Raw genomic sequence first — 25,783 nt, 5'->3', positions numbered from 1 at the left:
TGCCATAATGCGCGGCTTCGCGCTGGAGTCGTGACCGAGTGGCCGAAGGTGCTCCCCTGCTAAGGGAGTATGTGGGCAAAACCTGCATCGAGGGTTCGAATCCCTCCGACTCCGCCAGTGATAACGAAAACGCCCCGTTGGTTCGCCACCGGGGCGTTTTTCCATTCCGCCTCCGTAGGACTGCTGCGATGGACCTGTACCTCGACGCCAATGCCACCACCCCGGTCCTGCCCGAGGCACGCGCCGCTGCGCTGCGGGCGATGGCCGAAGACTTCGGCAACCCGAGCAGCGTGCACACCACGGGCTTGAAAGCGCGGGCCATGATGGACCGGGTGCGGGCCTCGGCGCGCCGGGTGCTGGGGGCCCCAACGGGGGACCTGATCTTTGTCAGCGGCGCCACCGAGGGCATCCAAACCGCCGTGCTGTCGGCCTTGGCCGCGCTGCGGGCGCGACGCGATGCGCCGGGGGCCTCGCCGGACCTGCTGCTGTACGGCGCCACCGAGCACAAGGCCGTGCCCGAGGCCCTGCAGCATTGGAACGCGCTGCTGGGCCTGAACCTGGAGCTGCGCGCCATTCCGGTCGGGCGCGATGGCCGCCACGACTTGGCCTGGTTGCGCGCCCACGCCGCGCGTGCCGGGTTGGTCTGCACCATGGCCGCGAACAACGAGACCGGCGTCGTCAGCGATTTGGACGGCATCGCCGAGGCGCTCGCCGGCAGCCCGGCCCTGTGGTTGGTGGACGGCGTGCAGGCCCTGGGCAAGTTGCCGCTGCGCTTGGCCGAGCGGCGCATCGATTACGCCCCGTTCTCGGGCCACAAGCTCTACGCGCCCAAGGGCATCGGCCTGCTCTACGTGCGCGAAGGAGCGCCCTTCACGCCGCTGATGATGGGCGGGGGCCAGGAAGGCGCCCTGCGTTCGGGCACCGAGAACATGGCCGGCATCGCCGCGCTGGGGGCGGTGCTGGCGGCCCTGGAATCTGGCGACGTGCTGGCCAGCGCCGACGAGTTGCAGCGACATCGCGAGCGCCTGAGCGCGGCATTGACCCAGGCCTTTCCGGGGCTCGTTTTCAACGCGCCGGCGGCACTCTGCCTGCCCACGACCTTGAACTTCGCCGTGCCGGGCCTGAGCGCCAAGCTGCTGCTGGACCTGTTCGATGCCGCTGGTGTGCGCGTCAGCGCCGGGTCGGCCTGCGGCGCCTCCAAGGCCAAGCCCAGCTTCGTGTTGCAGGCGATGGGCCTGCCCGATTGGCAATGCGAATCGGCCGTGCGGCTGTCTTTCGGGCCGGCGGCGGACGCCGCGTTCATCGAGCGGGCCTGCGCTGCGCTGCGCAGTTGCGGGGAAGCGCTGCGGGCCAGCTGCCTAGCGCCCGATCCGGCCGACGCCACCTTGCCGCCGGCGCGACTGAACCGCTTCGTCGTCGCCGGCGCCTGTTGCTACGTGCTCAGCGACCCGGCCTCCCGCAGCAGCGTGGTGATCGACCCCCTGCCCGAACTCAGCACCCAACTGCAACGTTGGTTGGGCTGCCACGGGCATCGCGTGCTGGCGGTGCTGGACACCCACAGCCACGGCGACCACGAATCCAGCGCTACGGCCTTGCGCCAGGCGCTTTGCCGTCCGGTCGACCGCGAGCGGCCGGTGGACAAGCTGGGCTGGCCGCAGGACGTCGACGCGCTCCTGCTGGGCCCGCTGCGCGTGAGCCGTTTGGCCGTGCCGGGCCACACGGACGACGCCACGGCCTACTTGGTGCACGAGGAGGGCCACCTGGTGGCCGCGTTCGTGGGCGACACCGTGATGCCCGGCGCCCTGGGCCGCAGCGACTTCCCGGTCAGCGCGCCACAGGCGTTCGCCGACTCGCTGAAACGCCTGCTCGAGGCCGTGGGGCCTCGGGGCTTGCTGTTGCCAGGCCACGACTACGACGCCCGGCTGGCCACCACCTTGGCGTGCGAGCGGGAGGCCCAGCCCCTGTTGGGCTCGCTGTGGTCCGAGGGACTGAGTGCGGAAGCCTTTGCCGCGCGCAAGGCCGCGCTGGAGCAGGGTCTGGGCATGACCGAGGACCAGACGGTGGCCTGCGGCGCCCGGATCGCCGCCACCGACGAAGACACCTGCGTCACCTTGGACGCCGAGCAGGCCGCGGCACTGCTGACGCGCTCGGCGGGCACCCGCGTGCTGGACATTCGCGAGCCCTACGAGCAGCAAGTCGGCCCCATGCCCGAGCTGGTGGGCACCGGGGTGCTTGAAACCGTGCCGCAGTCGGCGTTGCTGGATGCGCTGCCCCGCTGGTTGGCGAGCGCGGAGCCCTTGCTCTTGATCTGCCGCAGCGGCAATCGCAGCACCCAGGTGGCGCGCGCTTTGCGTCGGCTCGGGCGGGCACAGGCCTGGAGCCTGGCCGGTGGCATGGCCTTGGCGGTCCCGCTGCTGGCGCGGCCGATCGCCGAAGATGCCGCCCTCAGCATCTGAGCCCTCTGCCCCATGCCCGACCACCGCACCCTGCGCTTGCGCACCCAGCGCTTGTTGCTGCGTCCTTTGCAGCTGGCCGACCAGATGGCGCTGTACGGCATCCATTCGGACCCCTTGTTCGCCCGCTACTGGAGCAGCCCCCCCTGGACCGACCCGGCGCAGGCCTTGGCCTTGATCGAGCAAGACCAGCGCGATTTGGCGGGTGGGGAGCATGTGCGATTGGGCATCGAGCGAACGCGCGACGGCGCCTTGCTGGGCACCTGCACGCTCTACAAGATTCACGCCAGCAACCGGCGCGCGGAAGTCGGGTACGGTTTGGGGCCGGCCCACTGGGGCCAGGGCTACGCGCGGGAGGCCGTGGGGGCGCTCCTCGATTGGGGCTTTGGTCCCCTGGGCTTGCACCGGGTGGAGGCCGACATCGACCCCGCCAACGCCGCGTCGGCGGCGGTGCTCACGCGCCTGGGCTTCCAGTTGGAAGGCCGCTTGCGCGAGCGCTGGATCGTCGACGGGGTGGTGTCGGACTCGGCGATGTACGGCCTGCTGGCGCGCGAGTGGTCAGCCCAGCGCCTCGATGGGGCGCAAGGCCAGGGCGCGGCGGGTGTGGCGCAGGGCCGCGAATAGCACCACGACCACGGTGGTGACCGTGGCCACCAGCAGCGCCGGGAGCAGGCCCTGCTGCAGCGGCACCCGGTCCACGAAGCCGCCCAGGTAGAGCTCGGCCAGCAAGGCCGCCGCCGGCAGGCCCAGGCCCAGGGCCACCGCCAGGGGGGCGGCGAACTCGCCGAGCACCGCGCGGGCCATGTGCCGGTGCCGCGCGCCGTGCAGGCGGCGCAGCACCAGCTCGGTGCGGCGCCGGCGCAGGGTGTCGGCCACCAGGGCGTAGGCGCCCACCGCCGCCACCGCCACCGACAGCAGCGCCACGGCGCCCAGCAGCGCGGCGATTTGCGCCTCTTGCTGGTAGGCCAGCGCGCGCTGCACGGCCACTTCCTCCAGGATGTGGAAGTAGGGCAGGTCGAACTGCTTCCACAGGCGTTCGACCGCGGCATGCAGGGCACCCGGTTGCTCGCCGTACAGGGTCAGGAAGGGCAAGTAGTCGTCCGTGAGGACGAAGGCCTGGGGTTGCGCGACGTCGCGGGCCGACTCGAGCTTCACGTCGCCCACCACGGCCACCACGCGCCGCGGCTGTTGGCCGGCCTGCAGAAACTCGCCACCGGCCGTCAGCAGGCTGCCCACGGCCGCTTGGGGGCTGGCAAAGCCCAGCAAGCGGGCGGCGTGGGCGTCGAGCACCACCCGCGCCTCGCTGCGCGCTGCGCCGGGCGGGTCGCCGGACCGGTCGCCCGGGTCGCCGGCCAGCACCTTCATGCCGTAGGTGCGGAAGAAGCCGCTGGACACCTGCGTCACCCGCAGCACCTTGCCTGCGGCAGGGTCGCCACTGCGGCGGAACTGTTCCACGCTGCCACTCCAGCCGCCCCCGGGCACGCTGTTGCTGAAGCTCCAGCTGCGCACCAGGGGCTCGCGCTGCAAGGCCTCCACCAAGGGCTTGAAACGCGGCGCGTCTTCGGGCCGGGCCCAGACGTCGAGCAGCAAGCGACCCTCGAGCTGGTAGCCGTGTTCCAAGCCTTGCAAGTGTTGGTGCTGCAAGGTCAGCACGCCGGTCAGGGCCAGCAGCAGCACGGCGCCGCCCAGCTGGAGGGCCAACAGACCCTGGCGCAGGCGGCGCCCCCACGGGCCCTCGCTCGCCGTGCGGCCTTGCAGGGCGCGCGCTGGGGCTTGGCGCAGCGCCATGGCGGCCGGGGTGGCCACGGTCAGCACGAGCAGGGTGAGCAGCACCGCCGACAAGCCGGCCAGCAGGCGGCCGGGCAGGGGGTCGAACAGCGGCGTGTGGGGCGGCAGGCCCAGGGCGTCCACCAAGAGCGGGCCCAGCCACCAGGCCAGGCCCCAGGCCACCAGCCCGCTGGCCAGCAGGGCGAGGCCTTGCTCGGTGGCCCAGAGCTGAAGCAAGCGGCCGCGGCTGGCGCCCAGGCTTTGGCGCAGGGCGGTTTCGCGCTGGCGCTGCAGCAGGTGCGCCGCCTGCAGGTTCAGGGCGTTGACGCCGGCCATCAGCACCAGCAGGGCGCACGCTGCCGCCAAGGCGCCCAGCATGCCCCAGCGGAGCTGGTTCTGCCCGCCCTCGAAGCGGGTTTGCGGCAGCGTGAGCGCGCGGAAGTACGCGGCCTCGCGGCCGGTGCGCCAGTCGGCCGGGAGCTTGGCGTAGCCGGGGTGCGCCTGGAAGGCCTCGCGCATCCAAGCGCCGACCTGCGAGACGTCCGCGCCGGGGCGAAGGCGGGCGTAGACCTGGCCGTTGACCATGTAGATCGCGTCCCGGTCCTCGGCGCTGTTGGGGCTGGCCTGCCCGTCGATGGCGGCGATCAGGTCGCGTCCCGACAGGGGGTGGCGGGTGTCGAAGGGGGTGATCACCGCCAGCACCTCGTAGGTCTTGTCGTTCGCCACGAGGGTGCGGCCGATGGCCTGCTGCGGCGGCAGGTCGCCCCACAGCGCGCGCACGAGCTCGGTGCTGATGGCCAGGGCGTTGGGGCGGCGCAGCACGGTCGGCAGGTCGCCGTGCAGCGCGCGCAGGCGCATCAGCGGCACGAGCTCGGGGTCGGCGAGCAGCAGGCTGAACACGCGCGGGCCCGACGCCGCGCGCAGGGTCATGCCGGTTTCTTGCACGCGGGCCAGGTGGTCCAGCGGGGCTTGGCGGGCCTTCAAGGCTGGGCCGAAGAAGACCGGGGAGGCGGCGAACCAGTCGCTGGGTTGCCCCGGCGGGTTGCCCTTGAAGTCGAGCATGACGATGCGCTCGGGCTCGGGCAGGCTGGGGTCCATGTCCGACAGGGCGATGGCCAGCAGGCCGACCAACAGGCTGGCGGTCAGCGCCAGCACCAAGCCGGCCTGGGCCACCAAGAGCGAGGCCCGGCGGGCGCGCAGGCCGGCCCAGGCGTCCAGCAGCAGCGCCTTCATGCGGCCACCGTCGCGTCAACCAACACGCGCCCGTCCAGCAGGCGCACCGTGCGCGAGGCCAGCGCCGCGTGCTCGGCGCTGTGGGTCACCATTACCAGCGTGGTGCCTTCGTCGTTGAGCTCGCGCAGCAGGCGCATCACCTCCGAGCCATGCGCGCTGTCGAGGTTGCCGGTCGGCTCGTCGGCCAGGAGCAGGGCCGGGCGCGCGGCGATGGCGCGCGCAATGGCCACGCGCTGCTGCTGCCCACCGCTGAGCTGGCTGGGGTGGTGGGCCGCGCGGTGGCTCAGGCCCAGGCGCTCCAGCACCTCGGCCACGCGCAGGCGCTGCGCCTTCTCGGGCAAGGGGCCGTAGCGCAGGGCCAGCTGCACGTTGGCGGCCACGGTCATTTCGTCCACGAGGTTGAAGCTTTGGAACACGAAGCCGATGCGGCCGCGCCGGATGGCGGCCAGCTGGCGTTCGGGGTGCTGGGTGACGTCCTCGCCCTCCAGCAAGTAGCGCCCGCTGGTGGGGCGGTCGAGCAGCCCCAGCAGGCCCAGCAGCGTGGACTTGCCACAGCCCGAAGGGCCCGTGACGGCGAGGTACTCGCCGGCTTCGATGTGCAAGTCGATGGCGTCGAGCGCCGTGGTTTCCACGTCACCGGCTCGGTGGCGTTTGGTCAGCTGTTGCAGTTCGATCATGGGCATCAAGGCAGTCGCAGGGTGGGGGAATCGAAGTTCGGGGGGGCAGAGACGAGCACCTCGTCGCCGGCTTGCAGGCCGTGCAGCACTTCCACGCGGCCCGCGGCGCGCTGGCCCAGTTGCACGGCGCGGCGCTCCAGGCGGTCGCCGTGGCGCACGTACAGCTGCGGCTGCACGCCGGGGCCGTCGGGCAGCATCAAGGCCGGTCGCGGGGCGCTGAATTGCAGGCGCAGCTCCACCGCCTGACCCGGGCGCAGGCTGGGTGTTTGGGCGTGCCACTGCAAGCGCACGCGGGCTTTGCCGCCTTGCACCTGGGGCAGGGTTTGGGTCAGGGCCAGGGGGCCGTGGGCGCTGGTGGCGGCTTGGCCCACCTGCAGGCGCGGCAGGTAGAACTCGTCCACCTCGGCCAGCAGTTGGGTGCCGCCGTCGGGGTCGTCGATGCGGCCCAGGCGCTCGCCAGGGCGCACGCTGGCGCCGACCTGGGGCGTGAAGCCGCTGAGTCGCCCGGCCATGGGCGCGCGCTGCTCCAGCCGTTCGCGCGAACGCGCCAAGAGCTGCAGGCCGCGCTGCAAGCCTTGCACCGCGCGGGCCATTTCGTCCAGCGATTGCTGGCGGGTTTGCGCCTCGACGTGCTGGTCTTGGCGGGTCTGCTGCAGCAGCGTGGTGGCCAGGGCCAGTTGGCGCTGGCTGTGCTCCAACGCCGCGGGGGCCACGAAGCCGTCGGCGGCCAAGCGGGCCTGGCGTTGGTGCTCGGCTTCGGCCTGCTGCTGTGCGGCCTGCAACTGGGCCAGCTCGCGGCGGTTCTGCGCCAAGCTGCTGGCCAGCGCGCTGCGCTGCACCGACACGTTGGCCAGCTGCTGCGCCACCTCGGCGCTGCGCTGCATCAGCAGCTGCTCCTGCTCGGGGCTGTGCAGCCGGAAGAGGGGCGCCCCTTCGGCCACGGTGTCGCCATCGCGCACCAGCACGGCCTCCACGCGGCCGGCCTCTTGGGCATCGAGTTGGACCGAGCGCAGCGGCTCCACCACGGCACGCAGCGGCAGCTCGTCGCGAAACTCGCCCGCCACCACCGGCGCCAGCTGGGCCTGGCGGACGGCGGGCACGCGCTCGCGCAGCGGCCAAGTCGCCACCCCCAAACCCATCGCCACCAGGCAGGCCAGCGCCCAGCGCAGCGCGACGGGCACGCGACGGCGGGGTGCTGGCAAGGGGCGGTCCATCGCCGCGCCGGACGGCGCATTCGGTGGGGCGGAAGGCGAGCTCATGCTTCGCAGCGTCGCCGAGCGGGTGCGATGGCGCCAGAGGGGTGTCCGCTTTCGGACAGGGCCCTCGCGCGCGCGTCGCGGGCCAGCGAAGATGGCGCTGTGACCCCCGAACTTCGCCCCATCGTGTTGCTGGACGACGACCCCGATGTGGGCCTCGCTGCGCAGCTGCTGCTGCAGCGCCGCGTGGCCCCCGTGACGGTGCTGCAGCGTCCGGCCGAGTTGTTTGCGGCGCTGGACCGCCTGCGGCCCGGCGTGCTGCTGCTGGACTTGAACTTTGGCCCAGGCCGCACCGACGGCGCGCAGGGCCTGCGCTTGCTGGCCGAGGTGCTGGCGAGTGCCCATGCCCCTGCGGTGGTGGTCATGACGGCCTATGCCGACATCGACCTGGCCGTTCAAGCGCTGAAGCGGGGTGCCTTCGATTTCGTCACCAAGCCTTGGGACAACGTGCGCCTGGTGGCCACCTGCCACGAGGCCCTGGCCCGCGCGCAGCCCGGGGCGGCGCCGCCTGCGATGTCAGCCACGGAGCCGCCCACCGAAGCCCCGCGCTCTTTGGCCGCACAAGAGCGTGCGGCGGTGCTGGCCGCGGTGTCCGAGGCGCAGGGCAACTTGAGCGAAGCGGCCCGTTCGCTGGGCCTGTCGCGCGCCGCGCTGTACCGGCGCTTGGACAAGCATGGGCTCTGAGCGCCTTCGGCTGATCGCCGCGGCCCTGCTGTGGACGGGGGCTGGTGCGGTGGGCATGGGCATGGGCGACGCGGCCCGCGGCTGGGCCGCCGCGGCCGTGCTGCTGGCCCTGGGTGGTGCGGTGGCTGTGCCGCTGGCGCGCGCCCGGACCGCGGTGCCCTTGGCCCCCGAACCCCCGCTCCCCGATGCCACGCTGCGCCTTCGCCGGGTTCAGGCGTGGCTGGAGCACTTGCCCGTGGCCGCCTGGGTGATGGAGGGCGAGCGCTTGACGCCGCTGTCCAGCCGGGCCCACCGACTGCAAGCCCCGGGCGGCGTGCGCGAGCTGGCCCTGCTGCAGCATCACTTGCGCACCGCCGACGCGGGCCCCGTGCTGCTGGACACCGAACGCGGCCAGGAGCGCTGGCAGCTGCAACGCCAGACCTTGGCGCTGGACGGCGAGGCCCAGGCCCTGCTGGTGCTGGTGCCCTTGGAGAACGCGCTCGAGGCCGAGAGCCTCCAGGCCTGGCAGCAACTGGTGCAGGTGCTGACGCACGAGATCATGAACTCGCTGACGCCCGTCCAAAGCCTGAGCCATGACGCCTTGGCCTTGCTGGACGAGCCGGGCCCGGACGCGCCGCCCGAGCTGCGCCTGGCGCTGGACGCCATCGCGCGCCGCGCGCAGGGCCTGGCGGCCTTCGTGGGCAACTACCGCCGCGTGAGCCAGTGGCCGGCACCGGTGTTGGCGCCGGTGGAGTTGTCGGCTTTGTTTGCCCGCCTTGAGCGGACCGTGGGCGCCGCGTGGCGCGCGCGTGGCGGGCAAGCGCGCTTCGAGCTGAGCGCGCCTACCCTTCGACTTCAGGCCGATGAAGGCCATTTGGAGCAGGCCCTGCTGGCCCTGCTGCGCAACGCCGAGCAGGCCACGGCGGCGACGCCCGAGCCCCGCCTGTGGGTGCAAGCCAGCCTGTCGCGCGGTGGTCGCTTGCGCCTGAGCGTGCGGGACAACGGCCCGGGCGTGCCACCCGGGCTGGAGCGCCAAATCTTCTTGCCCTTCTTCAGCGCGCGCGAGCCGGGGCCCGATGGCGAGGCGGGGCAGGGCATCGGCCTGACCGTGGTGCGCCGCCTCGTGCACGGCATGGGCGGCCGCGTGCGGCACGTGCGGCCGCTGGAAGGCGGCGCGGCCTTCGTGCTCAGTTTCTGACCCTGCTTCTGAAACCTCAGGGCTGGGCGGTGACCAGGCCGCGGCGGTTCAGGTAGGGCCCGAGCTTGGGCTCGTGCCCCACGAGTTGCTGGAACAGCACCATCGGGTCTTCGGTGCCCCCGCGCGCCAGCAGGAAGCGCTTCATGCGCTCGCCTGTAGTGCGGTTCAGGCCGCCATGCTGCTCGATCCACTCGACCGTGTTGGCGTCCAGCACCTCGCTCCACAGGTAGGCGTAGTAGCCGGCCGCGTAGCCGCCCATGATGTGGCTGAAGTAGGGCGTGCGGTATCGCGGGGGCACGGGCACGGTGTCGAAGCCGTGGGCCTTCATGACCTGGGCTTCGGTGTCCATCAGCGCCGAGGCGTTCGGAATCTGGTCGGCCTTGAGTTGGTGCAGGTGCTGGTCGATCAGCGTGGCGGCCAGGTACTCGGTGGTGGCGAAGCCTTGGTTGAAGCGCTTGGCGGCGGCGATCTTGTCGAGCAAGGCCTGGGGCATGGGCTCGCCGGTTTGGTGGTGCCGCGCGTAGTTCGCCAGGATGCTGGGCCAGGTTTGCCACATCTCGTTGACCTGGCTGGGGAACTCGACGTAGTCGCGCGGCACGGCGGTGCCGGCCTGGCTGGGGTAGCGCACGTCCGACAGCATCGTGTGCAGGTTGTGCCCGAACTCGTGGAACAGGGTGTTGACCTCGTCCCAGGTCAGCAGCGTCGGCTGGCCGGCCGGCGGCTTGGGGATGTTCATGTGGTTGCCCACCACCGGCCGCGTGCCCAGCAAATGGCTCTGACCCACGTAGGCATTGGCCCAGGCGCCCCCGCGCTTGCTGGGGCGGGCATACAGGTCCACGAGCAGCAGGGCTTGGGTCTTGCCGTTGGGGCCCAAGACCTCCCAGGCCTGCACGTCGGGGTGGTAGACGGGCAGGTCGGGCCGGCGCTTGAAGCTGAGGCCGTAGAGCCGCTTGGCGGCCTCGAAGACGCCGCGCTCCAGCACGCTGTTGAGCTCCAGGTAGGGCCGCAGCTGCGACTCGTCGTAGCCGTAGGCCTGTGCCCGCTCTTTCTCGGCGTAGTAGGCCCAGTCCCAGGCCTGCAAGGTGGCGCCGGGGTGGTCCTTCTCCAGCTGGGCTTGCAGCGCGGCGGCTTCCTTCTTGGCCGAGGCCACCGCGGCTGGGGCCAGCTGGGCCAGCAGGGCGTTCACGGTGGCCGTGCTGCCGGCGGTTTCGGTTTCCAGCGTGAAGTCGGCGTGGTGGGCGTGGCCCAGCAGCGCAGCGCGTTCGGCGCGCAGACGCAGCACCTGGCTGATGAGCTCGCGCGTGTCGTTGCCGTCGCCGCGGGCGTTGCGGCTCAGTGAGGCCTGCATCAGGCGCTCGCGCGTGGGGCGGTGGCTCAGCTGCGCCAGCAGGGGCTGGCCGCTGGTGTTTTGCAGGGGCAGGCGGTAGCGGCCGTCGCTCTGGCGCAGGGCATCGATTTGCGCCTCGCTCAGGCCGGCCAGCTCCTCGCGCGTGGCCACGGTCAAGGCGCTGGCGTTGACTTCGGCGAGCACCTTTTGGTTGAAGTCCGCGCCCAGCCGGGAGAGCTCGACGTTGATGGCCCGCAGGCGCGCTTGGGCCGCCGGCGGCAGTTGGGCGCCGGCGCGCAGCAGGTCCGCGTGGCGGCGTTCGAGCAGTCGGCGTTGCTCGGGGTTGAGCCGGAGTTGCTCGCGCTGCCGGTGCAGGGCGTCGATGCGCTGGAACAGGCCCGGGTTGAGCGCGATGGCGTCGCGGTGCTGGGCCAGCAGGGGGGCGAACTCGCGCTGCAGGCGCTGGCGCTCGGGGTTGCTGTCGGCGCCGTTGAGGCTGGACAGCACGGTGAGCGCGCGGTTGAGCAGGCGGCCGCTGCGTTCCAGCGCCTCCATGGTGTTCTCGAAGCTTGGCGCCGCAGGGTTGGCCACGATGGCGGCCACTTCGCGTCGCTGCACCGCCATGCCGGCGCTGAGCGCGGGGGCGAAATCGGCGTCGGCGATGGCGTTGAAGGGCGGGTACTGCAGGGGCAGGGGGCTGGGCTGCAACAGGGCGTTGGCCTGGGCCAGGGCCGGCAGCAGCAGCAGGCTGCCCAGCAGGCGGCGGGGCAGGGCACGGTCAAGCAGGGGACGAAGCAACATGGACGATCCAGGGTCGATGGGGTGGCGCCCCGGTGGGCGCGTGGGCGGTGCTGGGCCGGCGATCGAGCGGCGGTGGAACGGCCGGCGGCACCAGTCTGCCTCGGCATGCTCGCGCGAACGCAAAGTCACGGGGTCCTGCAGGGCCATGGCGCAACGCCTGCCGGGCGACGCGGCGTCCGGTTTGTCGGAATTCGTCTGACACGCGGGATGGGGGCCCGCCCACTGCGTGAATGGGGGGGGTGTTCCTAGAGTTCGGGTCGTCGCAGTCCTCCCGGGAGCTCCCATGTCCGTCGATATCGACCCCTTGGTTCGCCCCCGGCTGGACAGCGCCGGACGCCCCGCGCAGAGCCCCGCTTGGGAGGCGGCGCGCACCGCCGCCGTCCAGCCCGGCGCCCCCACCGCGTGGCTGCCCTTCACGGTGACGCGGGTTCGCAGCGAGGACGACCTGTTGGCCGCCGTCAGCGTGCGCCTTGCCGCCTACGCGCGCCACGTGCCCGACCTGGCGCGCCAGCTCCAAACCCCGGAGCCCGCCGACCTTTTGACCGACACGGTGATCCTCTTGGCGCGCAGCAAGCTCGACGGGTCGCCGCTGGGCACGATGCGCTTTCAAACCAACGAGCACGGGCCCTTGCCCATCGAGCACTCGGTGCCGCTGCCCTACCGGCTGACCCACCGCCGGCTGGCCGAGGCCACGCGACTGGGGGTCACGGCTTCCAGCCAAGGTCGCCTGGTGAAGATGGCCCTGTTCAAAGCCTTTTACCTGCATTGCCAGCAAGCGGGCGTGGACGACATGGTCATCGCCAGCCGCTCGCCGCTGGACCGCCACTACCGCCAGTTGCTGTTCGTGGACGTGTTCGAGCCCGGCTTTCAAGTGCCGCTGCGGCACGCCGCCAACCTGCCGCACGCGATTCTGCGATTCGAGGTGGGCACGGCCTACCAGCGTTGGTGCGCTGCCCGCCACCCGCTGACCGATTTCATGAGCCACACGGCCCACCCCGATCTCTTGGGCGTCGGCGCCCCGGCGGCGGCACCGAGCGCTGCGCACTGAGCCAGGCTCAGTGCCCGCCGCCACCCACCGGGCTGGGGGCGGCACCCACCACCAAGTCCGGCGTGCGCCCCAGGGTCTCCAGCCGGCGGGCCAGCTGGCGCATCTCGTCGGAGCTCAGGAAGTCGGCGCAGGACGCGTGCTGCACCAGGCGCTCGGGCGCCATGGGCTTGGCGATGGCGTAGCCCTGCACGTAGTCCACGCCGATCTCGGCCAAGGTCTCGACCGTGGCCGCGTCCTCGGCCCACTCGGCCACCGTCTTCATGCCCAGGTTGTGCGCCAGGCTGACCACGGCCTCCACGATGGAGATGTGCGCCGGGTGCTGGTTCATGTGCACGATGAAGCTGCCGTCGATCTTCAGCAAGTCGGCCGGCAGCTCGGCCAGGTAAGAGAACGAGGTGTAGCCCGCCCCGAAGTCGTCCAGGGCCACCTTGGCGCCCGTCTGGCGCACTTGGTGGATGAAGCGGCGCGTGTTGGCCAGGTCGTGCAAGGCCACGCTTTCGGTGACCTCCAGGCACAGGTGATGGGCCACGTCCAGGTGCCCCTTCAGCAGCGCGAAGGCGTCTTCCAAAAAGCGCTCGTCGTTCAAGGACGAGCCGCTGAGGTTCATGCAGACGAACTGGGTGCGGGTCAGTTGCGCCTCGTGCTGCCGCAACCAGCCCAGCACGTGCGCCAGCACCCAGCGATCGACCTCGCCCATGCGCCCGGTCTGTTCGGCCGCTTGGATCAGCCGGCCCACGGGGACGCGCTGGCCGTCGGCGTCCTGCATGCGCAGCAGCACTTCAAAATTCAGCGAGCCCCGAGGCTGACTCAGCGACATGATGGGCTGCATCTCCACGAACAGGCCGGTCAGGGGTTGTCGCGTGGCCAGGCGTTGCACCAGGGCCATCTCGGCGTGGTGCTCGGCAAAGTCGCTCGCGTCGTGCTCGTAGACCACCAGGCCCAGCGGGGTGCCGCGCTTGGCGGCGCGGCAAGCACGGTCGGCGGTGGCGATGGCGTCCTTGGCGCTGGTGCCGGCCGCGATCTCGGCCAGGCCCACCGAGCCGCCCACCTGGAAGGCCCGCTCGCCCACGCGGTACACCTCTTGGCCGATGGCGGTGGTCATGCCCTGGCACAGCAAGGCGGCCAAGTCCACCGGCAGCTGCGGCATCAACAACAAGAACTCGTCGCCGCCGACACGCCCGAAGGTCATGCCCGGTGACAGCAGGCCCTGCACGCGCTGGCAGACCTGCAGCAGCACCTCGTCGCCGGCCGGGTGCCCGTACAGGTCGTTGATGAGCTTGAAGCGGTCCAGGTCCAGGTAGGCGATGCACAGGTGCTCGCCCGCGCGCAGGTCGGCCAAGGCCTGCTCCAGGGCCCGCTGGATGCCCCGGCGGTTGAGCACCTGGGTCAGGGAGTCGTGCTCGGCCAGGAAGCGCAGGCGCTCGGTGGCCTTGGCGCGTTCGGTGACGTCTTGCAGGGACCCCTCCAGCACGTCGCCGGCCCAGGTGGCGCGGGCCATCAGGCGCGCCGCGTCGGACTCGGGCCCGGGAGTGGGCACGCTGAACTCGATCGCTTCGCCCGCGGCCGTTGCGTCGATCAAGCGCTGCCAACTGGCGTCACCCAGCCGCGCCGCCCAACGCTCGTGCCCCAGGTCCAGCGGCGGCTCGCCCATCAGGACGTGCATGGCCGGGTTGGCCGCCAGCCAGGTGCCGTCGCGGGCCACGGTGAAGAGCCCGAGGGGCATGGCGTCGTAGGTTTGCAGCAGCTTGGCCTTGGCCTCGCGGCGCGCCACGCGCTCTTGCTTGATTTGTTGGGCCACCGCGGCCACGGCCAGCAGGCTGGCCAGCAGGGCGCTGGTCACGTGGTTGAAGTGGCCGATCAGCGCCTTGTAGCCCCAGGCCGCAGCGACCACTTCGTGCAGGCTGGCCGCCAGCGTCACGCCGATGGCCGCGGCCCACCACAGCGCCACGCGCGAGCGCGTGACCCACAGGATGCGTGCCAAAAGCCCGACCAAGAGCGCGATGCCCAAGGGGGCCAAGACCCAGGTGGCTTTCAGGTAGGCCTCGAACGGCAGCACGGCGGCCAGGCCGGTGTTCAGCGCTGCGACCAGGCCGGCGGCCGCGAGCACCCGCGGATGACGAACCCGGGCCAGTTCCTGCGCGAAGAAGCGGCGGAACAGCGCGTAGGTGCACAGGAAGAAGGCCGCCACCGTGGCGTGGCGCAATGGCGTCAACCATTCGGCAGGGATGCGATGCCCGAGCCACTGCACGTCCCAGCCGCCAGACAACGCGGCCATGCGCAGGTTCAGCACCATCCAGGCGGCGAACAGCAGGTAAGTGACGTTGCGGTTGATCAAGGCGGCCAGCGCCAAGAAGCCGGCCAGGATCATCAGGCCGCCGTCCACGAGGCCCGCGTGGCGCTCGAAGCGTTGCAGGCCTTGCAACCAGGCCCCGTCGTCCAGGGCTTCCACCGTCAAACGGGCCGGGCCTTCCGCGCGCACGCGGCACAGGGCGGTCCGTCCCGCCTCCCCGGGCGGCGTGTTCAGCACGAAGCCCGCGTTGAAGGGCGCGATCTCGCCTTGGCTGGCCGTGCGCGTGGCGTGGCCCAGGCGCTGGCCCTGGGGGGCCAGCCAGCAGGCCCACTCGGTGGCGTGGCGCGAGGGCAGCGACCAACGTTGGGCCGACGTCCCGAGCGGAAAACTCAGCCAGTGGGGCGCGGTGGACAGGTGCGTGTCCAGGTGCTGTTGGGCAGCGGCTTGACCCGGCAGGCGGGCAGCGGCAGCGGCCCAGTCCCATTGGCCTTGCGCGTCCGGAAGCACGCGGAAGGCCACGGGGTGCGGCGATTCGGGGGCTTGGGTGGGGGCCCAACGCAGCCACGCCCCCAGGCTGATGGCCAGCAGCGCCGCAGGGATGCCCACGACCGCCAGCCAAAACAAGGCGCGGTCCAGCCGGGAGAACTCGTGGGTGATGCGGATGGAGGTGGCCCAGCGATCGACGAGGCGGAGGGCGCCCGATGCACGGGGCGGCGAGGGGTCTCGGGATGTCACTCGGTCCATTATGTGGGGGGGCTATGGACCCTCGACATGGGCCTTCCCCCAGGACTTCGCACCGAGTCAGGCGCGCAAATGCGCCCACTCGGGGTGGCGCTCGAGGTAGGTCGCGACATAGCTGCAACCGGCCTGCACGCGCCGGTGCTCGGCTTGCGCCCAGGCCAAGCCGGCTTCCACCAACTCCGCCGCCACCCCTTGGCCACGCAGCCCCGGGTGCACGCCCGTGTGGTGGAAGTTCACCAGCCCGGGGCCCAGGGCGTAGTCGAGTTCGCCGCGAAGGCCGGGCTGGGGTTCCAGCCAAAACTGCTGGCGCTGGGGATCGTGTTGGACGTTCATGGCAGGCCCTAGGATGGCTGAATCACCGACCCCACCATGATGCCTGCCGCCGCTGCCATTCATGCCCCGTCCCTGTCGCGCCAGCTGCTGGTCGGCGTCGGAGCGCTGGTGCTGGCGATGCTCACCGCCCTCATCGGCCTGGCGTACTGGGTCATCGGCCAGCGGGCCGAATCCGTGGCCCGCACGAGCCTGCTGCGCCAGGTGAGCCTGCAGGCGCAGGCGCAGGGGCAGATGCTGGCCGAAGGCGAGCGCAGCGTGCGGCGCCTGCACGCCACCTGGCAGGCCCGCGCCCAAGCGGCGTCGGTGCCCGCCGTGGCGGCGCGCTTTGCGCACTGGTTCGCCCCAGGCGCCGACGGTGTCTGGCGGCTCAAGCCGCAATGGGTGTCGCTGGCCACGCGCCCCACCTTTTACTTGCAGCCCGGTCCGGCCGTCAGCGAAGACACGCGCTTTCGCGCCGTGCTGAGCCTCGAACTGTTGAGCGAGCAGGGCCCGGCCCTGGTGCCGCCCTTCTTTTCGGCCTACGTGGACTTCGTCGAGAAGGGCCTGATGGTCTATTCCCCCGACTTCGACTGGGGGGCTGGCGCCACGCCGCAGACCGACAACTTCGGCTACCCCACCATGCAGGGCAGCGACCCGGCCCGCAACCCGCGCCGCAGCGTGTTTTGGACGCCGGTGTACTTCGATGCCGAGGCCAAAACCTGGATGGTCTCGGTCATCCACCCGCTGGACTGGCAGGGGCGCTGGGTGGGCACCGTGGGCCACGACCTGTCGGTCGATCGCCTGCGCCGCGATGTGGGCGTGGGGGCTGGCACCGGCGTCGTTGGCATGGTGCTGAGCCGAAAGGGCGAGCTCATCGCCCACCGCGACTGGGCGCAGCGCATCGACCAGGCCGAGGGCCAGTTGGCCTTGTCGCGCCTGAACGACCCGATGCTGGACGCGGTGTACCAACAGGTGCAGCGCAGCGGCGCCGAGCCCCAGGTGCAGCGCACGCCCGACGGGCGCTACTGGGTGGCCTCCGCCGGCCTGCCCGGCCCCGGGTGGTGGACGGTGCTGGTCCTGCCGCAGGCGGTGATCGACGCCGAGATGCGCCAGTTCGCCGCGGCCCTCTTGGCCCTGGGCCTGGGCAGCGCGGCGCTCATGCTCTGGGCCCTGCGCCGCGTGGTGCGGCGCACCGTCACGCAGCCACTGCGGCGCCTGCACGCAGGCGTGGCCGCGCTGGCCGAGCAGCGGCGCCCCGAGCCCCTGGCCCTGGCCGGACCGGCCGAACTGGCCCAACTCGGCGACGCCTTCGACCACATGGCGGCCGCCTTGGAGGCCGAGAAGGTGCGCCAGCGCCTGTACGCCCAAGAGCTGGTGCACCAAGTGGCCGAGCGCAAGGAGGCCGAGCAGGCGGTGCGCGAACTGAACCTGGCGCTGGAGCGCGTGGTGGCCGAGCGCACGCAGGCCCTGAGCGAGACCAACCAGCGTTTGGCGGCATCGGTGGACACCTTGCAGCGGGCTCAGCAGGAGCTGGTTCAGCAGGAGACCTTGGCCGGGTTGGGGGCCATGGTGGCGGGCGTGTCCCACGAGCTGAACACGCCGCTGGGCAATGCGCTGATCGCCGCCGACACGGTGCAAGCCCGCCTCCGGGAGTTGGCGCAGGAACTGGTCAGCGCCCGCCCGCGACGCAGCCTCATCGCGTCGCAGCTCGAGCAGGCGCAACAGGCCGTGGCCTTGGCCTGCGGCAATTTGCAGCGCAGTGTGGATTTGGTCGCCGGCTTCAAGCAGGTGGCGGTGGACCGCGCAGGCCTGCAGCGCCGCCCCTTCGACCTGGGGGCCACCGTGCACGAGGTGGTGGCCCTGCTGGGCCTGTCGCTGCGTCACCCAGGAGCAAGCCTCGATGTGGACCTGCCACCGGGCATTGCGATGGACAGCTACCCAGGCGCCCTCGGGCAGGTGCTGACCAACCTTGTGCAGAACGCCGTGCTGCACGGGCTGGCCGGCCGCGAGGACGGCCGCGTGACGGTCGGCTTGGTGTCGAAGGACGACGACCGGGTGGTGCTGGCCGTGGTCGACAACGGCACCGGCATCGCGCCCGAGCACCTGCCCCACATCTTCAAGCCCTTTTTCACCACCAAGCTGGGCCAGGGCGGCAGCGGCTTGGGCTTGCACATCGTGCACAACCTGGTGACCGGGCCCTTGGGGGGGCGCATCGACGTGGACAGCAAAAAGGGGCAAGGGACACGTTTCGTGCTCACCTTGCCCCTGAGGGCGCCCTGAGGGCGCTCGGTCGGCGCTAGCGCGTCAGCGCTGAGCCCCTTGGCCGCCGAGTTGCATCCAGAGGTAGGCGTACTCGATGGCCTGCCACACGGCGCGCTGCTCGTTGTCGGCCGCGCCACCGTGGCCGCCTTCGATGTTTTCCCAGTACAGCGGGGCGTGGCCCTGCTCGATCATGCGCGCCGCCATCTTGCGCGCATGGCCGGGGTGCACGCGGTCGTCGCGGGTGCTGGTGTTGATCAGCATGCGCGGCATCTTCACGCCGGCCTTCACGTTTTGGTACGGGCTGTACTTGGAGATGAAGGCCCAGTCGCCGGGCACGTCGGGGTTGCCGTACTCGGCCATCCACGAGGCGCCGGCCAGCAGCTTGTGGTAGCGCTGCATGTCCAGCAGGGGCACTTGGCAGACCACGGCGTTGAACAGGTCGGGGCGCTGCACGGTGACGGCCCCCATCAGCAGGCCGCCGTTGCTGCCGCCCATGATGCCGAGTTGCTTGGGCGTGGTGATGCCCTTCTTGATCAGGTCTTCGGCGATGGCGATGAAGTCGTCGTAGCTGCGCTGCTTGTTCTCGCGGATGGCGCTCTTGTGCCAACTGGGGCCGAATTCGCCGCCGCCGCGGATGTTGCTCATCACCAGCACGCCGCCGCGCTGCAGCCAGCCGCGGCCCCAGCTGGCGCTGTAGCGCGGGGTCATGCTCACGTCAAAGCCGCCGTAGCCGTACAGCAGGGTGGGGTTCTTGCCGTTGTTGGTCGCGCCCTTGGGGTAGATCACAAAGTAGGGCACCTTGGTGCCATCCTTGCTGGTGGCGAATTGCTGCTCGACGCGCATGCCGGTGCTGTCGAACCAGGTTTGGCGGCTCTTCAGGCGCAGGCGCTCGTCACTGCCGGCCTGCGCCAGGTACAGGGTGTCGGGCGTCAGGAAGTCGGCGTAGTTCACCAGGTAGCGGTCGGCCAGGCTGTCTTGGGCCAGGTCGGGGTCGCGCAAGCTGGCCACGCTCAGGTTGCCGGGGAAGGGGGCCTTGACCTCGCGGCGCTGCGGCGCGCCTTTGCCGGAGAAGTCCCACTCTTCCAACTTGCTGGCCACGTTGTCCGACACGTTCAGCACGACGTGGTGCTGGGTGGTCGTGAAGCCGGCCAGCGAGCGCGTGGCCGTGGGCGTGAACAGGGTGCGCCACGTGGCCTTGCCGGCCAGGAAGTCGGGCCAGGAGCCGACGAGCAGCGAGCCGGCCTTGTGCGTGGTGCCGCCCTCCTTCCAATCGGAGCGAAGCTCCACCAGCAGGCGCTGGTCCCAGCGTTGGAACTGGGCGTCGGCGGGCAGTGCCAGCTTGACCAGCTTGTCGCCCTTCACCAGGTAGCGGTCGAAACGGTAGAAGTCCAGCGCGCGCTGCACGATCACCGTTTGGTCCTTGCCCACGCCCTGCGCCGACGCGAAGACATAGGTGTCCTTCTTGTCGCCCTCGAACAGGGTCTTGGCCGCCGTCAGCGGCGTGCCGCGCTTCCACAGCTTGACGATGCGGGCGTAGCCCGAATCGGTCAGGCTGCCGGGACCGAAGTCGGTGCCCACGAGCACGTGGTTCTCGTCCTGCCAATCCAGCTGCTGCTTGGCTTCGGGCAGCGTGAAGCCGTCCTTCACGAAGGCCTTGGCCTGGGTGTCGAACTCGCGCGCCACGGTGGCGTCGGCCCCGCCGCGGCTCAGTTGCAACAAGCAGCGCTTGTACTCGGGCGCCAGGCAGGCGGCGCCGTTGAAGACCCAGCTTTCCTTTTCGGCCGCGCCCAGCGCGTCCAGGTCCAGCACGGGTTCCCACACGGGGTCGGGCTTGGCGTACTCGGCCAGGGTCGTGCGGCGCCACAGGCCGCGCTTGTTTTTGGCGTCGGTCCACAGGTTGTAGATGTGGTCGCCCATGCGCGTGAAGCGGGGGATGCGATCGCGGGCGTTCAGGCCTTCCAGCAGCTCGGCGCGCAGCGCGTCGAAGCCGGGTTGGGCCTTGAGCACGGCCTCGGTCTCGGCATTGCGTTCGCGCACCCAGGCCAGGGCTTTGTCGCCCGTCACGTCTTCCAGCCACAGGTAAGGGTCGGTGGCGGCGGGGGTCTGGGCGTGGGCCGCGCCCAGGGTCATCAGCGCGGCGGTCAGCAGGGTCTTGTTCATCGCATCCGGGGCGCCTTGTGGGCGCGTAGGGGCCAAAGGAGCGGGGATTATGTCCAGCGTGTGACCGCGTGCCGGAGGCCATGGCATCATGCCCGGCTACCCCGTTTGAAAGGCCTTTTGCCATGCGCTTGACCGCCGTTTTTGCCGCCCTTTGTGCCACCGCGATGTTCACGGCCGTGCACGCCCAGACCGCTCCCGCCAAGCCGGCGGCGCCCAAGGCCCCGGCCAAGCCGGCCGCTGCTGCGCCTGCCCCGGCCGCCAAGGCCAAGTCCAAGTTGATGACGCGCGACGAACTGCGCGCCTGCTTGCAGCGCGCCGACGACAACAAGGCCGAGGCCGACCTGGTCGAAGCCGATGACAAGAAGCTCGCCGAAGAGCGCAAGGCCGTGCTGGCCGAGCGCGACCTCATCAAAGAGAAGAACGCCGCGATCGAGGCCGAAGGCAATGCCTTGAAGGAAGAGATGGCCGCCGTGACCGCCAAGGCCAACGAGCTGACGGCCAAGATGAAGGAAATGAGCAAGAAGGAGCAGGTGGCGGCCAAGGCCGAGTACGACGCCCTGGCGGCCGCGACCAATGCCAAGGTCGATCCGCACAACCAAAAGCGCCGCGCTTTCCTGGAGGAGGTCAAGGCCTTCGAGGCCAAAGTCGACGCCTTCAACAAGCGCAAGGACGACCTGGGCGCGCGCGCCGACCAAGTGGGCGAGAAGCAAGACGCCTGGCGCGCCGAGTGCGGCTCGCGCCCGTACAGCGAAGACGACGAAAAGGCCATCCAGAAGGAAAAGGCCGCCGCCCGCAAGGCGGGCTGAGCGATGGGCGCCGGCAACCCCCTGCTGCAGGACTGGGACACGCCCCAGGGCCTGCCCCCGTTCTCGCAGGTCGAGCCGGCGCACTTCCCGCCGGCCTTCGCCCACGCGATGGCCGCGCAACGCGCCGAGTTGGACGCCATCGGTCGGTCGACCGAGCCGCCCAGCTTCGACAACACCGTCGCTGCCCTGGATGCCAGTGGCCGCTTGCTGGCGCGCATCGAGGCCTTGTTCCACACCCTCAACGCCTCCGTGTCGAGCCCCGCGCTGCAGGCCGTGCAGCGCGACATGGCCGAGCCCCTGGCCGCCCACTGGAGTTGGGTGGCCATGCACGCCGGCGTGTTCGCGCGCCTGGACGCGCTGGTGCAGCGCATCGACACCCTGGGCTTGGAACCGGACCAACGCCGGCTGCTGGAGCGCCTGCACCTGGAGGCCGTCCGCCAAGGCGCGAAGTTGGCGCCCGAGGCCCAACAGCGCTACGCGGCCATCATGCAGCGCCTGGCCAAGCTCAACACGCAGTTCGCCCAGAACGTGCTGGCCGACGAGGCCAGCTACCGCTTGGTGCTGCGCACCGAGGTCGAGTTGGCGGGGCTGCCGGACTTCGCCCGCGCGGTGATGCGCCAGGCGGCGGCCGAGCGAGGCCTGCCCGATGGCGCGCACCTGGTCACCTTGTCGCGCTCGCACATCGTGCCCTTCTTGACCTTCTCCGCCCGGCGGGACCTGCGCGAGCAGGCCTGGCGCGCCTGGGTGGGCCGGGGCGAGCACGAGGGCGACAGCGACAACCGCGAGGTCGCGCGCGAGATCCTCACCCTGCGCAACGAACAAGCCCGGCTCCACGGCCGCGACAGCTTTGCCGATTACGCCTTGGCCGACACCATGGCCCAAACCAAGGAGGCCGTGCAAGGCCTCTTGATGCGCGTCTGGGACGCCGCCTTGCAGGCCACCGAACGCGAACGCCAAGCGGTGCGGGGGGCGGCCCTGGCCCATGGCTTCGTCGACCCCATCGAGGCCTGGGACTGGCGCTTCTACGCCGAGAAGGTGCGCCAGGCGCAGTACGCCCTGGACGAGGCGCAACTCAAGCCCTACTTCCCGCTGGACGCGATGGTGCAGGCCGTGTTCGCCTGCGCGCAGCGCCTGTTCGGCCTGCGCTTCGAGCACCGCCCCGACTGGCCGGTCTACCACCCGGACGTGATGGCCTACGAGGTGCTGGATGCCGACGGCGCGCACCGGGCCGTGTTCCTGCACGACAACTTTGCCCGCGAGGGCAAGCGCAGCGGGGCCTGGATGAATGCCCTGCGCTGGGCGCACCGCAATGGCGCGCGCCAAACGCCGGTGATCCTCAACACCAACAACTTCGCCAAGGGCGCGCCGGGGCAGCCCACGCTGCTGAGCCTGGACGACGTGCGCACCCTGTTCCACGAGTTCGGCCACGGCCTGCACGGCATGCTCAGCGACACGCGCTACGAGCGCCTGTCGGGCACGCAGGTGCTGCGCGACTTTGTGGAACTGCCCTCGCAGCTGATGGAGCACTGGATCGCCGACCCGGCCGTGATGCAGCAGCACGCGCGCCACTGGCAGAGTGGCGCCCCCATCCCGGCCGAGTTGGTCGAGCGCATCAAGGCGGCCGAGCTGTTCAACCAAGGCTACGAAACGGTGCGCTACACCGCCTCGGCCTTGGTGGACCTGGCCATCCATGCGCTGGAAGACGATGAGGCGCCCGACATCACCGCCTTCGAGCGCGACACCTTGGCCCGCTTGGGCGCGCCGGCCGACTGCGGCATGAACCACCGCCTGGCGCACTTCCAGCACCTGTTCGTGGGCGACGGCTACGCCAGTGGCTACTACGTTTACCTGTGGGCCGAGGTGCTGGACTGCGACGCCTTCGAGGCCTTCAAAGAAGCCGGCGACCTGTTCGACCCGGCCACGGCCCGGCGCTTGCGCGAGCACATCCTGGCCAGCGGCAACAGCGTGGAGCCCGGCGCGGCCTTCCGGGCCTTCCGGGGGCGCGACGCGCAGATCGAGCCGATGCTGCGCGGCCGGGGCTTGATCCCGGCCTGAACGGCGAGGTTCAGGCCGTCGGTGGGAAGTGCGCTTCCAGGCCGGCGTAGAAGGCCTTGAAGTCGATGGGCTTGGTCCAGTAGGCATCGAAGCCGCCCTTCAAGGCGGCTTCGACGTCGTCGGGCATGGCGTTGGCGCTCAGGGCGATGCAGGGGATCGCGCGCGTGGCCTCCATGGCGCGCAGGCGCTGCAGCACGGCAAAACCGTCCATGTCGGGCAGTTGCATGTCCAGCAGCACCAACTGCGGGCGCCAAGCTTCGGCCTCGGTCAGGCCGGAGGCCCCGTCTTCGCAGCAGTGCAGCACGATGTCCGGCCGGCGGTTCATCAACTCCTCCACCACCAGGGTGTTGACCGGGTTGTCTTCGATGTAGAGCAATCGGTAGTCGGGCATGGCGCGCGGCAGGCGGTGGCGGTTGGGGGGCGATTCTGCCGCGCGACCGGGACCTTGCCTTGACAATCGGAGTTGCGCCCCCACCTCCGGGCACTCCCTGTCACCCCGCTGCCCCTCGCCGTGCTCAACACCTTGCTCCAAGTGGCCACCCGACTCGTTTTCGGCGTGGCCGTGCTCGTCCTGCTGCTGGGGCTGATGGCCCTGGGGGTGGTGGTGGCCCTGGTTTTCTTGCTCGTCACGCTCGTGACGCGGCGCAAGCCGCAGTGGGGCGCGCGCGCCCAGCACTGGGGCCAGCAGACTTGGCGGCGCTACGGCACGCCGCAGCGCCGCCCGGCGCCCGGGCAGGGCGAGGTCATCGAGGCCGACGTTCGCGAGATCCGGTGACACCCTCAGGCCAAGCGGCCGCCGCGCGGGCCCAGGGGGTCTTCCTCGACTACCTGCCGCGCCTGCGCCAGGCCTTGCTGCGGGCGCAAGAGGCCTTGCCGGCGGCGGTTTGGGCCTCGCGCTTGGCGCCGGACATGGCCCCGCTCTTGGAGCAGGCCGAAATGGCCGTCAATTTCGCCTTGCGCACCCACGCCGCCTTGCTGGCCCAGCCGGTGCGCTGGGGCCCCGCGGCCGGCTCGCCCGAAGGCGTTTTGCGGCGCCTGGAGCACGCAATCGCCGTCTGGCAGCGGCCGCCCTCGCCGGTGGTGGGCACCTGCGAGGACGGCGCCGGCCGGGCCGTGCACCGGGCGCCGCCCGATGCGTTCGTGGACCGCTACGCCTTGCCGAACTACCTTTTCCACCACACCCTGGTGCACGCCTTGCTGCGACACGCGGGCTTGGGCTTGGGCAAGGCCGATTTCGACGGCATCCACGCCTACTGACGGGCGCCCTCAGCGGTCCTTGCGCAACAGGCCGGTGGGCGTGCTGCGGCCGCCCAGCACGAAGGCGGTGTACACGCCTTGTGCCGTCAGGGTCACGTCGTCGTCGGTGTAGACCTGGTCGGCCGAGGTGCTCACGTCCAGGCGCACGCTGCTGCTGGCGTTCAGGGTGCTGAAGGCCGAGGCCGCGCCTTGCACCACCCCGGAGGCGGTGACGCTGTAGTCCACCGCCATGGTCAAGGGCTCGGTTCCCGCGCTGCCGTGGATCAGGCGCAGCTTGACCCGCGCGCTGTTGGTCGGCAGTCGGTTGTCGTCGGCGATCAGGCTCACGGCGCCGCTGCCCCAGACCATCAGCGTGTAGTCCACGCCCACCGCCAGGGTGCGCTGGGCGCTGCTGACGACTTGGCCGTTGACCAGCACGTTCATCGTTTGCGTGCCGGCGTCGACGCTGCTGTACGGGCCCACCGTCGGGCTGGACAGGGCGGCCGCCAGGGGCTGGCCGGCCCAGGTGACGCCCACGGCGCCGCGGCCGTCCGCACTGGCCACCACGCGCACGCGGGACTTGCCGGTGGCCATGGGCGTCACGTTGCCTTGCTGCGTCAGCGCGTAGCCGTTGACCAGCACGCCGCTGCTGGTGCCGGTCAGGATGAGGGTGGTGAAGGTCTTGGCCGTGAGCGCGATGGTGCCCACGTCCAAACGCAGATCGCTCGCGTCGCCGTACCCCGTCACACGCAGGCGGTAGGAGCCGGCGCTCATGTCGCGGTAGCCGCTCAACAGGCCCGATGCGACGGCGCTTTGCGCGGCGGTGGTGTCTTGCAGGTCCACGGCCGTGCTGGTCAGGTAGAGATCGAGCGCGCCGCTGTCGGCGCTGGCGTTGTAGACGCGGATGCGCGCCTTGCCGCTGTCCACGTCGTCGGGGTCTTCGTCTTCGGTCAAGGTCACGAAGGTCAGCGCCGTTTCGCGCCCCCACACCACCAGGGTGTAGTGCGCGTCCTTGGTCAGGGTGCGCTCGCCGCTGGCCAGGGCGATGGTGCTGCCGCTGCGACGCAGGCTGAAGTCGTAGCTGTCGGGGTCGACCTCCTTGTAATCCGTCAGCTGGGCCGTGGTGGCGCCGGTCACCCAGGTGGCGGCGTCCAGGTCGATGTCGAGGCTGGCCACGTCGCTGGAGAGGTTGAGCACGCGGATCTGGGCCTTGCCGGCGCTGTCGCTGCCGCCTCCGCAGGCACTCAGGCCCAGGGCGAGCGCCCCCGGGGCGGTGGCGAGGAGGTGGCGGCGGGACAGGCGAGGGGAACGGAACATGGCGATCGCAAACAAGGGGCTGAACACGGCGGTCATTGCACCCAGCACCAGCGCGGCTTGGGTGACGCGGTCGTGGCACCGGATGACGCCGTGTGACGCCTTGGATGTCATGCCGTGTCACACGGCGACATCGGGGCGGCACCTGCCCGCGGGTCCTGGGCGGCTATCGTGCGACCGTCCC

General features: G+C 71.1%; 19 protein-coding genes and 1 tRNA gene. 11 read left to right on the top strand and 9 right to left on the bottom strand.

Annotated elements, in window-relative coordinates; genetic code table 11:
* Positions 1–24 precede the first annotated feature (24 nt).
* From EOD73_RS15515 to EOD73_RS15505, 3 genes are all read left to right on the top strand, one after another.
* Positions 25–117: transfer RNA gene (locus EOD73_RS15515), tRNA-Ser, on the top strand.
* A gap of 71 nt (positions 118–188) precedes the next feature.
* The gene (locus EOD73_RS15510; RefSeq protein WP_127683951.1) at positions 189–2,456 is read left to right on the top strand and encodes an aminotransferase class V-fold PLP-dependent enzyme; all 2,268 of its coding nucleotides are present in this window, start codon (positions 189–191) and stop codon (positions 2,454–2,456) included.
* A gap of 12 nt (positions 2,457–2,468) precedes the next feature.
* Positions 2,469–3,077 (top strand): GNAT family N-acetyltransferase, encoded by a 609-nt coding sequence (locus EOD73_RS15505; RefSeq protein ID WP_127683950.1) that lies wholly within the window; start codon positions 2,469–2,471, stop codon positions 3,075–3,077.
* Here the strand turns inward: EOD73_RS15505 and EOD73_RS15500 are convergent.
* From EOD73_RS15500 to EOD73_RS15490, 3 genes are read right to left on the bottom strand one after another with little or no spacing between them, the layout of a single operon-like run.
* Positions 3,012–5,453, bottom strand: a complete 2,442-nt coding sequence (locus EOD73_RS15500) for an FtsX-like permease family protein (protein ID WP_127683949.1) — start codon at positions 5,451–5,453, stop codon at positions 3,012–3,014. The genes EOD73_RS15505 and EOD73_RS15500 overlap by 66 nt on opposite strands.
* The gene (locus EOD73_RS15495; protein WP_127683948.1) at positions 5,450–6,130 is read right to left on the bottom strand and encodes an ABC transporter ATP-binding protein; all 681 of its coding nucleotides are present in this window, start codon (positions 6,128–6,130) and stop codon (positions 5,450–5,452) included. The genes EOD73_RS15500 and EOD73_RS15495 overlap by 4 nt, the downstream gene beginning before the upstream one ends.
* Positions 6,131–6,135: 5 nt before the next feature.
* Entirely contained in the window at positions 6,136–7,389 is a 1,254-nt protein-coding gene (locus EOD73_RS15490) for an efflux RND transporter periplasmic adaptor subunit (RefSeq protein WP_127683947.1), read from the bottom strand.
* Between the two features lie 99 nt (positions 7,390–7,488).
* Between EOD73_RS15490 and EOD73_RS15485 the strand changes: the two genes are divergently transcribed.
* Together EOD73_RS15485 and EOD73_RS15480 are read left to right on the top strand one after the other, a co-directional pair.
* Positions 7,489–8,070 carry a response regulator transcription factor gene (locus EOD73_RS15485; RefSeq protein WP_240660743.1) on the top strand — a complete coding sequence of 194 codons (582 nt, stop codon included), beginning with the start codon at positions 7,489–7,491 and terminating at the stop codon, positions 8,068–8,070.
* Positions 8,060–9,247 carry a sensor histidine kinase gene (locus EOD73_RS15480; RefSeq protein WP_127683945.1) on the top strand — a complete coding sequence of 396 codons (1,188 nt, stop codon included), beginning with the start codon at positions 8,060–8,062 and terminating at the stop codon, positions 9,245–9,247. The genes EOD73_RS15485 and EOD73_RS15480 overlap by 11 nt, the downstream gene beginning before the upstream one ends.
* A 16-nt stretch (positions 9,248–9,263) precedes the next feature.
* Here EOD73_RS15480 and EOD73_RS15475 read toward each other — a convergent pair whose 3' ends face one another.
* Positions 9,264–11,375 (bottom strand): M3 family metallopeptidase, encoded by a 2,112-nt coding sequence (locus tag EOD73_RS15475; RefSeq protein WP_164846104.1) that lies wholly within the window; start codon positions 11,373–11,375, stop codon positions 9,264–9,266.
* 283 nt (positions 11,376–11,658) lie between these two features.
* On the opposite strand from EOD73_RS15475, the gene EOD73_RS15470 reads away from it, so the two are divergent.
* On the top strand, positions 11,659–12,423 hold the full coding sequence (locus EOD73_RS15470; RefSeq protein ID WP_127683943.1) for an N-acyl amino acid synthase FeeM domain-containing protein: 765 nt from the start codon (positions 11,659–11,661) through the stop codon (positions 12,421–12,423).
* A gap of 7 nt (positions 12,424–12,430) precedes the next feature.
* Here EOD73_RS15470 and EOD73_RS15465 read toward each other — a convergent pair whose 3' ends face one another.
* Positions 12,431–15,448 carry a putative bifunctional diguanylate cyclase/phosphodiesterase gene (locus EOD73_RS15465; RefSeq protein WP_164846103.1) on the bottom strand — a complete coding sequence of 1,006 codons (3,018 nt, stop codon included), beginning with the start codon at positions 15,446–15,448 and terminating at the stop codon, positions 12,431–12,433.
* Between the two features lie 66 nt (positions 15,449–15,514).
* Positions 15,515–15,787 carry a GNAT family N-acetyltransferase gene (locus EOD73_RS15460; RefSeq protein ID WP_164846102.1) on the bottom strand — a complete coding sequence of 91 codons (273 nt, stop codon included), beginning with the start codon at positions 15,785–15,787 and terminating at the stop codon, positions 15,515–15,517.
* 36 nt (positions 15,788–15,823) lie between these two features.
* On the opposite strand from EOD73_RS15460, the gene EOD73_RS15455 reads away from it, so the two are divergent.
* Positions 15,824–18,046 (top strand): sensor histidine kinase, encoded by a 2,223-nt coding sequence (locus tag EOD73_RS15455; protein ID WP_127683940.1) that lies wholly within the window; start codon positions 15,824–15,826, stop codon positions 18,044–18,046.
* A gap of 24 nt (positions 18,047–18,070) precedes the next feature.
* On the opposite strand, the gene EOD73_RS15450 is transcribed toward EOD73_RS15455, so the two are convergent.
* Positions 18,071–20,188: a prolyl oligopeptidase family serine peptidase gene (locus EOD73_RS15450; RefSeq protein ID WP_127683939.1), complete on the bottom strand. Its 2,118-nt coding sequence runs from the start codon at positions 20,186–20,188 to the stop codon at positions 18,071–18,073.
* Positions 20,189–20,310: 122 nt separating this feature from the next.
* Between EOD73_RS15450 and EOD73_RS17665 the strand changes: the two genes are divergently transcribed.
* Positions 20,311–20,994 (top strand): hypothetical protein, encoded by a 684-nt coding sequence (locus EOD73_RS17665; protein WP_205702488.1) that lies wholly within the window; start codon positions 20,311–20,313, stop codon positions 20,992–20,994.
* Positions 20,995–20,997: 3 nt separating this feature from the next.
* Complete coding sequence (locus EOD73_RS15440; RefSeq protein WP_127683938.1) at positions 20,998–23,049, top strand: M3 family metallopeptidase; 2,052 nt, start codon at positions 20,998–21,000, stop codon at positions 23,047–23,049.
* A gap of 10 nt (positions 23,050–23,059) precedes the next feature.
* Here EOD73_RS15440 and EOD73_RS15435 read toward each other — a convergent pair whose 3' ends face one another.
* Positions 23,060–23,440, bottom strand: a complete 381-nt coding sequence (locus tag EOD73_RS15435) for a response regulator (protein WP_127683937.1) — start codon at positions 23,438–23,440, stop codon at positions 23,060–23,062.
* 120 nt (positions 23,441–23,560) lie between these two features.
* On the opposite strand from EOD73_RS15435, the gene EOD73_RS17595 reads away from it, so the two are divergent.
* The gene (locus EOD73_RS17595; protein ID WP_164846101.1) at positions 23,561–23,824 is read left to right on the top strand and encodes a hypothetical protein; all 264 of its coding nucleotides are present in this window, start codon (positions 23,561–23,563) and stop codon (positions 23,822–23,824) included.
* The gene (locus tag EOD73_RS17590; RefSeq protein ID WP_164846100.1) at positions 23,821–24,306 is read left to right on the top strand and encodes a DUF1993 family protein; all 486 of its coding nucleotides are present in this window, start codon (positions 23,821–23,823) and stop codon (positions 24,304–24,306) included. Before EOD73_RS17595 ends, EOD73_RS17590 begins: the two co-directional genes overlap by 4 nt.
* Positions 24,307–24,315: 9 nt before the next feature.
* Here the strand turns inward: EOD73_RS17590 and EOD73_RS15425 are convergent, their stop codons facing one another.
* A complete protein-coding gene (locus EOD73_RS15425) occupies positions 24,316–25,713 on the bottom strand; it encodes a DUF4397 domain-containing protein (RefSeq protein WP_127683935.1) in 1,398 nt (465 codons plus the stop codon).
* Positions 25,714–25,783: the final 70 nt, after the last annotated feature.

Origin of the sequence: Inhella crocodyli, assembly GCF_004004565.1 — a bacterium.
In the GTDB taxonomy this organism is placed as follows: Bacteria; Pseudomonadota; Gammaproteobacteria; order Burkholderiales; family Burkholderiaceae_C; genus Inhella; species Inhella crocodyli.
Note: the sequence above shows the minus strand (reverse complement) of the source record. Positions and strands in the feature narration are given on the sequence as shown.